General features: G+C 39.0%; 10 protein-coding genes. 7 read left to right on the top strand and 3 right to left on the bottom strand.

Annotated elements, in window-relative coordinates; genetic code table 11:
* The first annotated feature begins 6 nt into the window (after positions 1 to 6).
* Positions 7 to 1,326 carry a TlpA disulfide reductase family protein gene (locus tag P0077_RS09860; protein ID WP_276169008.1) on the top strand — a complete coding sequence of 440 codons (1,320 nt, stop codon included), beginning with the start codon at positions 7 to 9 and terminating at the stop codon, positions 1,324 to 1,326.
* A gap of 4 nt (positions 1,327 to 1,330) precedes the next feature.
* On the opposite strand, the gene P0077_RS09855 is transcribed toward P0077_RS09860, so the two are convergent.
* Both P0077_RS09855 and P0077_RS09850 read right to left on the bottom strand, forming a co-directional pair.
* Positions 1,331 to 1,990 (bottom strand): aspartate kinase, encoded by a 660-nt coding sequence (locus tag P0077_RS09855; RefSeq protein WP_194525687.1) that lies wholly within the window; start codon positions 1,988 to 1,990, stop codon positions 1,331 to 1,333.
* A gap of 150 nt (positions 1,991 to 2,140) precedes the next feature.
* Complete coding sequence (locus P0077_RS09850; protein WP_276169007.1) at positions 2,141 to 2,500, bottom strand: YraN family protein; 360 nt, start codon at positions 2,498 to 2,500, stop codon at positions 2,141 to 2,143.
* A 195-nt stretch (positions 2,501 to 2,695) separates the two neighbouring features.
* On the opposite strand from P0077_RS09850, the gene P0077_RS09845 reads away from it, so the two are divergent.
* The 4 genes from P0077_RS09845 (at position 2,696) to P0077_RS09830 (ending at position 10,349) form a co-directional block, all read left to right on the top strand.
* On the top strand, positions 2,696 to 4,189 hold the full coding sequence (locus P0077_RS09845; protein WP_276169006.1) for a DUF1800 domain-containing protein: 1,494 nt from the start codon (positions 2,696 to 2,698) through the stop codon (positions 4,187 to 4,189).
* Positions 4,190 to 4,199: 10 nt separating this feature from the next.
* Positions 4,200 to 5,912, top strand: coding sequence for a DUF1501 domain-containing protein (locus P0077_RS09840; RefSeq protein ID WP_276169005.1), 1,713 nt, complete (start codon positions 4,200 to 4,202; stop codon positions 5,910 to 5,912).
* A gap of 165 nt (positions 5,913 to 6,077) precedes the next feature.
* A complete protein-coding gene (metG, locus tag P0077_RS09835) occupies positions 6,078 to 8,156 on the top strand; it encodes a methionine--tRNA ligase (RefSeq protein WP_276169004.1) in 2,079 nt (692 codons plus the stop codon).
* 66 nt (positions 8,157 to 8,222) lie between these two features.
* A complete protein-coding gene (locus P0077_RS09830; RefSeq protein ID WP_276169003.1) occupies positions 8,223 to 10,349 on the top strand; it encodes a Tex family protein in 2,127 nt (708 codons plus the stop codon).
* A 22-nt stretch (positions 10,350 to 10,371) separates the two neighbouring features.
* Here the strand turns inward: P0077_RS09830 and P0077_RS09825 are convergent, their stop codons facing one another.
* Complete coding sequence (locus P0077_RS09825) at positions 10,372 to 10,995, bottom strand: HPP family protein (RefSeq protein ID WP_276169002.1); 624 nt, start codon at positions 10,993 to 10,995, stop codon at positions 10,372 to 10,374.
* 526 nt (positions 10,996 to 11,521) lie between these two features.
* Between P0077_RS09825 and P0077_RS09815 the strand changes: the two genes are divergently transcribed.
* The gene (locus tag P0077_RS09815; RefSeq protein WP_276169000.1) at positions 11,522 to 12,424 is read left to right on the top strand and encodes a histone deacetylase family protein; all 903 of its coding nucleotides are present in this window, start codon (positions 11,522 to 11,524) and stop codon (positions 12,422 to 12,424) included.
* A 114-nt stretch (positions 12,425 to 12,538) separates the two neighbouring features.
* The gene (locus P0077_RS09810; protein ID WP_349292995.1) at positions 12,539 to 13,402 is read left to right on the top strand and encodes a phosphatase PAP2 family protein; all 864 of its coding nucleotides are present in this window, start codon (positions 12,539 to 12,541) and stop codon (positions 13,400 to 13,402) included.
* Positions 13,403 to 13,404 lie beyond the last annotated feature (2 nt).

Below are 13,404 nucleotides of genomic sequence, written 5' to 3'. Positions count from 1 at the left end.
TATATCATGAAAAAAATTCTAGTCTTATTCACCCTGCTTTTTGCATTTTTTGCACAGGCACAATATAGCATTTCCGGTACTTTTACGCCTGCCAGCAATTACAAGTATTTATTGGCTTATAAACTAAAGCCGGGTTCACAGTCTTTTGTGGCGAACACCACAATTAAAGATGGAAAATTCACATTGCAAATACCGGAAAATGCCAGTCCGGGCATGTATCGTTTAGTTTACGCGGTACCTCAAGATGAGTTCTATTTTGATGTCATTTACAACGGCAAAGAAAATATTGAATTAGCTTTTAACGAAAACCAGGGGGTTTCGTTCATTTCTTCCAAAGAAAATAAAATCATGACCTCCTACTTCCGAGCAATTGGTTCCTTAGTAGAGCAGCTAGTAGATTTTTATGTAGAGGGAAAATCCGATAAAAAGGAATTCCAAGAATGTACCGAGCAATTAAGAACCACCCAAGAAGCCTATGAAGAACAGGCTAAAAACCTAATGGTAGAGCATTTTATTAAAGCCAACAAACCTTATACCCCCTCACAATTTGAAACGGTTGAAGATTACATCGTCCATAAAAAAGAGCATTATTTTGACCATCTAAAAGTGGACAACAAAGTTTTACAAGCCTCGGACTTTTTAACGGACAAGCTCAAGAACTACGTATTTACGGCCCTTCCTGCAAAACCCCTATCTGCTGGAGAAACTGAAAAAGCAATTCAGGCCAATATTAAGGAAGTATCCACCCAACTTGCCCCTGTAGCCGATGCTTATAAATTTGATGTATTTTATAACATATGGAAAATGAGTTCCAACGGCGGGTTGCACGATACTACAGATTTTATTTACGACACTTATCTAGAACCTCTTATTCCCGCTTCCAGCGATCCAAATAAGGCTCAGACATTGGCAGCTCAACATCGCTTGCGAATTGGCGCCAAAGCACCAGAACTAGAATGGACTACGGCTAATGTTCAAAAAAAATTAAGCACTATTGATGGAGCAGAAAAATATCTGCTCGTTTTTTGGAGCAGTACCTGCTCACATTGTTTAAAAGAGCTTCCCGAACTTCATAAAGAACTTAAACAGCACAATAACGTAAAGGTCATTGCCATAGGTTTGGAAGACGATACAACTACATGGACACCTGAATCCGCAAAACTACCGGATTTTGAACATGCCATTGCCCTAGGCAGATGGGAAAGTAAGTACGCCCAAACCTACGATATACAGAAGACGCCTACGTATTTCCTATTAGATTCGGATAAACGTATTATAGCCAAGCCAGAAAGCGATAAAGAAGTTGTAGAACTTTTGAGAAAGTAGCCTCTTAAAGAGTTTTTAAGTCTTTTATAGTCTTAAAAGCAACATCAACTTGCTTATCATCCACAAGGATGGTAAACTCGTTGGTGGTTGAAATCACCTCATAAAGTACAATTCCTTCCCACGCCAAACGCTGAAAAATAAAGTAATAAATGCCTGGAACCGATACGTTTTCAGCAGGAAGTTTTACCGTTATAGACGATAAATGCATTGCCTTTTGCGTACACTTTTCATTTTTAAAAAGCTCTTCTACCGTACCGTCTAAACTATTACTAACAACAATATTTAGTTCATTTACCCCACGCGAAGACGTATAAAAAACATCTTTGTTCTTATTTACCTCTTCAAGTAATTGTGTTTGATTCTCTAGAATAGACTCCGAAACCAAAAAAGTAAAATCTGTGAGCGATGAACGCACGGTAATTTCACCAATATTCTTTAGAACTTTAATAATTTTATGAGTGGCCCTAAACTCTAAATCGTCAGAAAGACGCTTTAAAGCCATAACGATTGCACCATTGCGAATGTCCTTTCCTAATTCGTTCTCAATTTCAGGTTTTACGATCCTAGAAAGTGAGGTTAAATTAATAATACCCTGTGCAAGCGCACTTTGCAAAAAAGGCTTCTTTTTAATGTACTGTTCAACTACGGACGAAATCGTTTTCATGGGTTCATAAGTATTGATTGCTGAGCAAAAATAACATATTGTTACAAATAAAACAAATTGTGTATAATGTTCTTTTCGAAAATTTCAGAATATCTCACTTTCCCCTTAAAAATGGGCACATACCATTACAGTTAACTAGTTAATATTACTTTAAAAATGATAAAAAGCACTTTCTAAATGTTCAATTTTAAATATTTTTCGATTTTTTAAGATAGTTATTACGTCAAAACGAACCTCTATATCCAAGTCATTTTCAGTAATGTACTGATCTGCTGCACTGACCAAAAGCTTTATTTTTTTGGGAGTTATAGTTTCCGCAATCGGTATAATTTGATCATTGCTTCTAGCACGCACTTCTATTATAGCCAGTATGTCTTCCTTTTCAGCTATGATATCAACTTCCGCTTTTAGATAACGGTAGTTTTTACAGTGGATTTCATATCCATTTTTAAGCAAAAAGTCGGCAGCCAGTTTCTCTCCTTCTTTGCCAAATTCGTTATGTTTTCCCATAGAAATTCATCTAAATCTTAATAAAAAAGGTAATTCGTCGAAAAAGCACGTAAACCAACATCAAAAATTGGATTGTGACCGTAAATCATTGAACAGTATGTCGAAAATACCAGAAAAGACATACTATCCAAAATCTTTGTACGTTAAGAACTAGCCCCAAACACATGAAACGGTTCTTTAAAGCCTACGAAAATTATGGAATATTTTGTTAACTGTAATACAGCGCCGTTGGCTCTGTATACCACTCCCTTAGACAGAACTAGGGCGGCTCACCTGTACAGAAGACTTGGGTTTAGTGCCTCCGTGGAAACTATAGATCAAGCTGTTGGTTCCACTGCGGAAACTATAGTAAACGCCCTTATGGCGCAAGCTATGAGCGCTCCTCTTATACCTGCTCCTGAATGGGCAGATTGGAACGGTAGCAACTACCCTGAAGACAATACGTTACGCAATCAGTTGAGACGAACACAGGAGAGCGATTTTAGTTTAGCCTATGGCAAAAGTATGCTAAACAACAATCTCCTGGACCGAATGAGCTTTTTTTGGAGCAATCATTTTGTTACAGAACTAGATGTTTACGAATGTACCCCGTTTCTATATCATTATGTTAATTGCCTACAGCGAAACGCATTAGGTAATTTTAAAACGTTTGTGAGCGAAATTGGCCTTACGGACGCCATGCTCTACTACCTAGATGGTGTTTACAATAACGGCCACAACCCCAATGAGAACTACGCTCGAGAGCTTTACGAGTTATTTACTTTAGGCGAAGGAAACAATTATACCGAAGAAGATATTATAGAAACTGCACGTGCCCTTTCCGGTTATGTGGAGCGTGGTGAGTTGGGTTGTGAAAAGGTAACTTTTGATGCCGAACGTCATGACACCGATAGCAAAACCATTTTTGGACAAGCGGGCAATTGGGGATATGACGATGTTATTAATATTCTATTTGAACAACGATCCAATGAAATAGCGGAATTCATCTGCAGAAAATTATATGAATTTTTTGTTCATCCTGATTCCCAAGACAATGCAGGAAACGCACAAGTAATCATTTCGGGTATGGCATCGATATTCATTGCCAATGATTTTGAGATTGCACCAGTATTATCCGAGCTGTTTAAAAGTCAACATTTTTTTGACGATGAAGCCATTGGAGTTATTATAAAAAGTCCTTTTGATTTCTATTTCAACTTAGTAAAAGAAAGTAGTTTTAGTTATGACGATACCACAATTGCAAGTCTTATAAACTACAGCGGACTTTTAAGTCAGCGTATGTTTGACCCATTTGATGTGGCAGGTTGGCAAAGAAACCGTTCGTGGATCAACACCAATTTCATGATAGGCAGGTGGTTAACTATAGAAACCATCTTAGAAGATTTTTTTAATGCCGATGACGAAGAATTTAGAACTCTTGGCCTTTCATTATCAGGAAATGACGGACTCACAAGTAACAACCCAGACATCGTAGCAAAATCCATTATAGATTTTATACTTCCAAAAGGTTTGCTGAACCAATCAGAATACGATAAAGCATATGCTATTTTTAGAAATGAAGTCCCTCCTCAATATTATGAGGGAGGAAGCACTCCAACTTGGACCTTGGCCACCGCAATGGAAGGTCCTTCCCAAGTATATCTACTCATACAATATCTTGCAAGACAACCAGAATTTCAACTAAAGTAAACCTACTATTATGTGCGATACTCACCACACAGATCCCCATAAAGGACTAGAACACGAAGGTCACGATCAAGAGCATAAATCTTGGAGCAGACGCTCGTTTTTACAAGCATTAGGCATAGCAGGTTCAGGCTCAATGATGTTAGGCAGTAATATGCTTACGGCATCGGCCCCATCACCTTTAACCTCAGCTATAGCCGGTACGGAAACCGATAATATTCTCATATTGATTCGCCTTTCCGGTGGTAATGATGGACTTAGTACGGTTATACCGATCGATCAATTCGATTTGTATGCCAATGCGAGACCTAATATTTATGTGCCCGAGAGTAAAGTTTTAAAACTAACGGACGAATACGGCATACCTTCCTATATGAAGTCATTAGAACCTAGATGGGCCGAAGGTCAATTTAAGGCGGTTCATGGTGTGGGCTACGAAGGTCAAAGCCTTTCCCATTTTACGGGGTCTGATATTTTTGCCAATACAGATTTAACCTCAACTGGTTTCAGCGGACTTAACACAGGCTGGATGGGAAGACATTTTGAAGAATGTTACCCAGATTACTTAATTTCTCCCCCACCCGCTCCGGCTGCCATTCAAATTGGTCAGTTCGGAAGTTTGGTTTTTCAGGGAGACGAAACGAATTATGCATTTGTAACCTCCAATGTGGAGCAACTTGAAGAAATAGCAGAATCTGGCGTTCGCTACGGTCTTGAACAAGAGTTATTTAACGACTGTATGTATGGTGACCAATTAAGATTTTTAAGAGGTGTGGCCAATACCACCTATGAATATTCTGGTGTAATCCACGAAGCTTGGGAAAGAGGTTCAAACCAAGTAGAATATCAAACCAATAGTTTTGCAAGACAACTGGCATTATTAGCTCGATTAATAAAAGGAAATTTAGGAACAAAGGTCTATATGATTTCCATGGGCGGTTTTGATACCCACGGAAACCAACCATTGGCTCACGAACGATTAATGAGCAACCTCTCTATTGCAATTGACAACTTTTACGAAGATTTGGCTTATACTGAACATGATGACAATGTGCTTAGCATGACCTTCTCAGAGTTCGGGAGACGTATCTTTGAAAATGGATCTAACGGAACCGATCACGGTAAAGCAGCACCAACACTTTTCTTTGGCCCAGGTTTGCAAGGCAGTGCTTTTGTTGGAGAGCACCCTACACTAGATAATCCAGATGGAAGAGGTAACCTAGAATATACCATGGATTTCAGAGACTTATACGCCACCGTTTTGGCGGAATGGCTCTGTGTACCCATACCTTTAGTGGAACAACATTTACTAGGCCATACCTATGCTCCGGTTAATCTAGGATTTAATTGTAGTGGAACCGATTTCCCCGATATTGTTTATAGTGATGGTGAACCAACAATTCCTACCTCACCAGATGGTGGACTAACGGATAAACCTGTAATACCTAATAATGAACAATTAAATTCTATTGTTCACAAACCATTTTATCCTACTGAAAACTCGCCACATATCTATTTGGAAATGCCCGTTACGGCCCATGTAGATATTCAGCTTTTCAATATTATCGGACAGAAAGTAGGTACAATAAGTAATGCCATCATGTCCGAAGGTGTAAATGAGATTAATATTAAAGATAGAATACCAGGACATTTAGCGGCTGGCAAGTATATCTATCGTATTCAAGTACAACAGCACAAAATGAGCAAATCGGTTATGGTTGCATAATCAGCTCATCCCAATAATTTATAAAGCCTTCGTTAGAATTGAGACTAACGAAGGCTTTTTTTGTTTCACTTACCTGCCAAAGAAATAAACTAAATAGTTCCTTCATTAAATCTGCTTGTGTAATGCTGTGCAAAATCAGTACTTTTGCACCCTAATTTGAAATCAATGGCCGAAAAGCTTACACACCCAGAGAGATATACAATTACTGCCGCCTTACCTTATACAAATGGCCCTATACATATTGGTCATTTGGCCGGCGTATACGTACCCGCAGATATTTACGCACGTTATTTACGCCTCAACGGTAATGATGTTGCCTTTGTTTGTGGGAGTGACGAGCACGGCGTAGCTATCTCAATGAAAGCTAAGAAAGAGGGTATTACCCCCCAAGAGGTTATTGACAAATATGACGGGATCATTCGTAAATCGTTCAAGGATTTTGGGGTTACTTTTGACAATTATTCAAGAACATCTAGGGAAATTCACCATAAAACAGCTTCAGATTTTTTCGTGAAGCTATATGAGCAAGGCGATTTTATTGAAGAAACTACCGCTCAACTATACGACGAAGAAGCCAAACAGTTTTTGGCGGACCGTTTTGTTGTGGGCACATGTCCCAAATGTGGATTTGAAGAAGCGTATGGAGACCAGTGTGAAAACTGTGGCTCTACTTTGAACGCTACGGACCTCATTAATCCAAAATCTACCATTACCGGTTCTGTACCGACTACCAAAGAAACCAAACACTGGTTTTTACCTTTGGATAGATATGAGGATTTTCTAAAAGAATGGATTTTAGAAGGACATAAATCTGACTGGAAACCTAACGTATATGGCCAATGCAAAAGCTGGATCGATGACGGATTAAAACCACGTGCCGTAACCCGAGATTTAGATTGGGGTATTCCCGTACCTGTTGAAGGCGGCGAAGGCAAAGTGCTATATGTTTGGTTCGATGCACCTATAGGTTATATCAGTTCAACCAAAGAATGGGCAGCACGTGAGGGCAAAGACTGGGAACCCTATTGGAAAGACGAAAAAACCAAATTGGTTCACTTTATAGGAAAGGATAACATTGTTTTTCACTGTATCATTTTCCCTGCTATCTTAAAAGCCCATGGCGATTATATTCTACCGGAAAATGTGCCTGCCAACGAATTCCTAAACTTAGAGGGCAACAAACTTTCTACCTCTAAGAATTGGGCCGTGTGGTTACATGAATATTTAGAGGAATTCCCGGACATGCAAGATGTACTTAGGTACACTTTAACCGCAAATGCACCGGAAACCAAGGATAATGACTTTACCTGGATAGATTTTCAGGCGAGGAACAACAATGAATTGGTTGCTATTCTCGGAAACTTTATTAACCGCGTAGTGGTCTTGACAAACAAATATTACGAAGGTATTGTTCCGTCTCCATCTGAATTTTCCGAAGTAGATAAGGAAACGTTAGAGCAGCTTCAGAAATATCCTGAAATCATTTCCAATTCCATTGAACGGTATCGTTTTAGGGAAGCAGGTCAAGAATTGATGAATTTGGCTCGTTTAGGAAATAAATATCTGGCAGATGAAGAACCTTGGAAAGTAATTAAGCAAGATGAAGAACGTGTAAAGACCATTATGTTCGTTGCGCTTCAAATCGCCTCTGCACTATCTGTTTTGAGTGAACCTTTCTTACCGTTCACTTCTGAGAAACTTAAAAATATATTGGCCGTCGGTTCAGGGGAAGCTAAGACTTCTTGGAAAGAGGTTTCTACCAAAGAAATACTGTTACCCGCAAATCACAAAATAAATAAGGCCGAACTGCTCTTTAGAAAGATTGAGGATAGCGAAATACAGGCCCAATTAGATAAACTTGAAGCTACAAAAAAGGCGAACGAAAACGCGAACAAAGAACTTATGCCACAAAAAGACACCATTACTTTTGACGATTTTACGAAACTAGATATGCGCGTAGGCACCATCGTGGAAGCAGAAAAAATGCCGAAAGCCAAGAAACTATTAGTATTGAAAGTAGACACAGGACTGGACACTAGAACCATAGTTTCCGGTATTGCGGAAAGTTTTACAGCGGAAGAAATAGTGGGCAAAAAAGTGACCGTTCTTATTAACTTGGCCCCAAGAGCACTTCGCGGGGTAGAAAGTGAGGGCATGATCTTAATGACCGAAAATACGGATGGTAAATTGGTTTTTGTGAATCCAGATGAGGATAGCGTGGGTAATGGGGAAGGTATAAGCTAAGACCTCCCATACCTCTTATCTTTATAATTGCATCCACCTATTTTCAAAAGTCGTTAATACAGTCTTATGCAACTCATTTCTTATATTTCCAAGCACACTCAGCTCCCACAAAAGAGTATTGAGAATACCGTAGAACTTTTAAACCAAGACTGTACCGTTCCTTTTATATCACGTTATAGAAAAGAAAAAACGGGCAATTTAGACGAAGTTCAGGTTGGAAATATCGTTCTATTCAAAGCGCAGTTCGAGGCTCTGGAAAAACGAAAAACTGCCATTGTAAAAGCTATTGAGGAACAAGATGCAATAACGGACGAGCTTCGTAATACAATTGAACAGGCCAATGACCTAGTTACGCTAGAAGACTTATATCTGCCATTCAAGAAAAAACGAAAGACCAAAGCCGAGACCGCCCGCAAAAATGGGTTAGAGCCGCTGGCAAAAATTATAATGGCTCAAAACCATAATGATATTGAGTCCGCAGCATTGCAATACACCAATAATGAGATTGCCAATACAGCGGAAGCTTTAGAAGGGGCCAGGCATATTATTTCGGAATGGATCAACGAACGTATTTCCATTCGAAATCAAGTGCGAAATCAGTTGGAACGTAGTGCTCTGATTGTCACTAAAGTGATTTCCACCAAGAAAGACGATGAAAAAGCACAGAAATTCAGAGATTATTTTGATTGGAGCGAAGCTTTAAAACGATGTCCTTCGCATAGATTGTTGGCTATTTTACGTGCAGAAAACGAGGGATTCATACGTGTAAAAATTGAAATTGACAATGACGAAATGCTTCGCCGTATTGAGGACCGTGTTATAAAATCGAACAACTCTTGTACACCTCAAATTGAATTGGCCATTGCAGATGCCTATAAACGTTTGCTTTACCCCTCATTATCGAACGAAATCCTGAAAAACGCTAAAGAAAAAGCAGATGAAGATGCTATAAAAGTATTTTCAAAAAACTTGAAGCAATTACTTTTAGGTGCTCCTTTAGGTGAAAAGAGAATTCTAGCCATTGATCCCGGTTTTAGAACTGGCTGTAAAGTGGTTTGTTTGAGCGCACAAGGAGATTTAGAACACAATGAGACCATTTACCCGCATGCTCCCCAGAATAAAGACAAAGAAGCTATAAAAAAAATAAGTTCACTTTGTGATGCTTATAAAATTGAAGCCATCGCTATTGGTAACGGTACGGCCTCTCGTGAAACCGAGCAATTGGTAAAACGCATCCACTTTAAAAACCCGGTTGAAGTTTTTGTGGTGAGCGAAGCCGGAGCGTCCATTTATTCAGCATCTAAAATTGCCCGAGAAGAATTTCCGAATTACGACGTTACGGTTCGTGGTTCCGTTTCCATCGGAAGACGATTGGCAGACCCTTTGGCAGAGCTTGTAAAAATCGATGCTAAATCTATTGGTGTAGGGCAATATCAACACGATGTTGACCAGAGCAAACTCCAGACTTCCTTAGATAGTGTTGTAGAAAGTTGTGTGAATTCCGTTGGTGTGAATATCAATACGGCCAGTGTACCCTTGCTCAGCTATGTTTCCGGAATAGGTCCTAAACTGGCCGAAAACATTGTTGCATACAGGAACGAAAATGGAGCCTTTAAAAGCCGAGCAGAAATAAAAAAAGTGGCTCGTTTAGGAGGGAAAGCTTTTGAACAGGGAGCGGCTTTTCTTCGGATAAAGGACGCAAAGAATCCACTTGACGATTCTGCAGTACACCCAGAAAGCTACTCTATAGTTCAGAAAATAGCAAAGGACAAAGGAATTCCTCTAACTGAACTGATTGGTAATAGTAGTACTCTAAAAAGTGTAAATCTAGAAGCCTATTGCACAGAAACTATCGGTTTACCTACCTTAAAGGATATTGTAGAAGAATTGGAGAAACCAGGTCTTGACCGTCGGGAAAAGGCCAAAGTCTTTACCTTCAATCAAAATATAAAATCGATTACAGATTTACACGAAGGTCAATTATTGCCAGGAATCGTCAACAACATTACCAATTTTGGATGTTTTGTAGATATTGGTATTAAAGAAAGCGGACTAATTCATGTTTCTAATCTTGCTGATACCTTTGTAAAGGATGTGAACGAACATGTTAGTCTTCATGAACAGATTGTTGTTAAAGTATTACAGGTAGATGTACCTCGCAAACGAATTCAACTCAAGCTACACAAATCATAGCCCTGCGCAATTCTATGGGTTCCTAGGTATTAAAACTGCGCTTGCGTCTGCCTACTTTACCCCTAATAACACGTAAAAAACGGCCGTTAACCGGGTAACTTCTATGCTTGGTCATATTATTAAAAATAAGGGCGGTAACAAAAAGTATTACTGTACCTGCCAATACTGGAGAAATAACATAGAAGTACCCTAAAGATTTAATTTTTGCAGTACCAATTACAGCAATTAGGGCTGTAGCGCCACCTGGTGGATGTAACGTTTTTGTTATCTGCATTACCACAATAGATGTGGCAACTGCCAATGGTGCCGAAAGCCATATTAAATCCGGCATAAGTTTATATACGGTAACACCAATAAAAGCGGATAACAACTGTCCGCCAATAAAATTGCGTGGCTGCGCCAGAGGACTTTCAATAGCTCCATAAATAAGAACACTAGAAGCGCCAAAAGACCCTATCAACAGGGCATTTTCCATTTTTGGAAGATAATAGGACTGTAGAAGCGCAATTAAACCAATTCCAATAAATGCGCCTAAAAAAGACCAAAACTGCTCTTTAAAATCTACTAAAGTTTCTTTATAAATGACGTACCTGGAAATACGCGCCCTCCGGCTAATTTTTTTACTTAGTCCACTTCCTGTCTTCATTGCAAATGCTTCTTTTTACAATTCAATTTACCTATCAATTCCGCTAAGAATGGCCAAAGATAAAAGAACTGTTGTGATTCCAAAAAATATATCCCTACTATTCCTATCATATTACTAGGAATTAAGTATAAATCAAAGCAACACCTTTACTACCAACCAATTAAAATGCACACCATAACACACGAAATCTAAATTTTAACTTTTCAATCTTATTTAGATTTATTTAAAATAATTACATTTGTCATCTACTTAGAATTCAGGCCAGTGTCAAAGAAAAAGAAATCGTCTAAAAAGAAAGACAAAAAAAAAGTTGATCCGGAGCTTTTAAAACGTAAAGTTGAGAAAGCACTTGCCGCTAATGCGAAACTTAAAAGTAAGTGCTGCAAAAAGTACAAGAAAAGTGAAAGCAAAAGGTGTAGCAAATGCCCTTGTTTTGACTTATTGAAAAAGGTAGCATAGTTTCTTCATACCTGCCACCAATCACCCACTCCATATTTAATCGGGAATAGAAAGCTATATTTGTAGCATGCTCAAAATAGCGAATCACCCTATTTACAACCACTCGCTTCCCCAAGGACATCGTTTTCCTATGATGAAGTATGAGCTATTACCCCAACAACTTTTACACGAAGGTACTTGCACTCCTGAAAATTTCTTCGAACCTCAAATACCTAACGATAAATACATAGTAGCGGTTCATGATCCCGAATATTTTTATGATTTATTAAATATTAAAATCCCACCGCGAGAGGCTAGAAAAATTGGTTTTCCCCTTACCGAGGATTTGGTAGAGCGCGAACGAATCATTGCCGATGGTACAATGAAGTGCTGTCATTATTCGCTCGAAAACGGCATATCTATGAACATCGCCGGTGGCACCCATCACGCATATACCGGCCATGGCGAAGCTTTTTGTATGTTGAACGACCAAGCCATAGGCGCAAGGTATTTGCAAGCAAAAAAACTTGCCAAGAAAATCCTTATTGTAGATTTAGATGTGCACCAAGGAAATGGTACAGCAGAAATTTTTCAGAACGATACTTCTGTTTTTACTTTTTCCATGCATGGAGAAAGTAACTATCCTTTTAAAAAAGAACGATCGGATTTAGATATCTCATTTCCTAAAGACACTAAAGATCATGCGTATTTATATCGATTAAAGAAAATATTGCCCCAGTTAATCACTCAAGAAAAACCAGATTTTATCTTTTACCTCTGCGGAGTAGATGTTATAGCTTCCGACAAACTAGGGACTTTGGGGCTTAGCATTGAGGGCTGTAAAGAGAGAGATGCTTTTGTTCTCAAAACATGTGATCAGCTTCAAATACCTGTCCAATGCAGCATGGGTGGCGGCTATACTCCGGACATCAAAACTATTGTAGAAGCTCATGCCAACACCTATAGATTGGCCCAAGAAATCTTTTTTTAATTTCCAGCGGTACCGTTTTATTTCGTAAATTATAAAAGCTTCTGCCCTTTTTCCTATAAAAACGACCAACCAGACCAAAAAAACGTGATTTTTTTGTTTTAAACCGTTCTAGCTTTGCAGAATAAATCTAGTTTTGCCAATACTATGAAAAAGACCATTGCATTACTGTTTACTGCCTTCTCCATGGGGGTATATGCCCAAGATTCAATTGTAGCCCCAACTGAAAAACGTTGGGATATGTTTAAGTACGATTTTGTAAATATGTTCAAGGGTGTTGGTTATTCCTATGCCAGACCATTTCACTGGAAAGGTCAGCAATGGGCACAGTTTGGCGGAGTGATAGCAGGGACCGGGGCAGTCTACCTTATAGATGACGATACCTCGCGCTTTATTCAAAATCAAAAGGATGGTGTTCCTCAAGTCATTCGAGAATATGGAGAACTTTACGGGAGCCCGGAAAACAACTATATTGCCACTTCAGGTGTATATTTGGCCGGACTTATCACTAAAAATGAGAAACTTCGTCGTACCGGTGTTCTTCTTATTTCATCAGCGACATCTGCAGGTTTTTTACAACAAGTCTTAAAATCAGCCGTAGGTAGAGCCAGACCTGTTGCAGAAAAAGGAAAAGACACCTTTGATCCTTTTAACTCTAACCGAAATTTTCATTCTTTCCCTTCGGGCCATGCTCTGTTAGCCTTTACAAATGCATACGCCATTGGGAAACAATTTAAAAGTCCATGGGTTAAAGCTGGAATATATACTCTAGGAGCCATACCTGGTATTTCACGTATATGGGACGGCCAACATTATTTGAGTGATTTTGTATTCGCCATTGCCATAAGTATAGCTACGGTGGAATCTATTGACCGCTACCTTGATAGAAAGTATGATGAGAAATATAATGCCGGAGCCAAAAAAATGAGCTGGAACCTTAATTTTGGACCTGGAACCCTGGGCGTGGCACTACAGTTTTAAAT

This window comes from Zobellia alginiliquefaciens (assembly GCF_029323795.1).
In the GTDB taxonomy this organism is placed as follows: domain Bacteria; phylum Bacteroidota; class Bacteroidia; order Flavobacteriales; family Flavobacteriaceae; genus Zobellia; species Zobellia alginiliquefaciens.
This window is presented reverse-complemented; position numbering and strand designations above follow the sequence as displayed.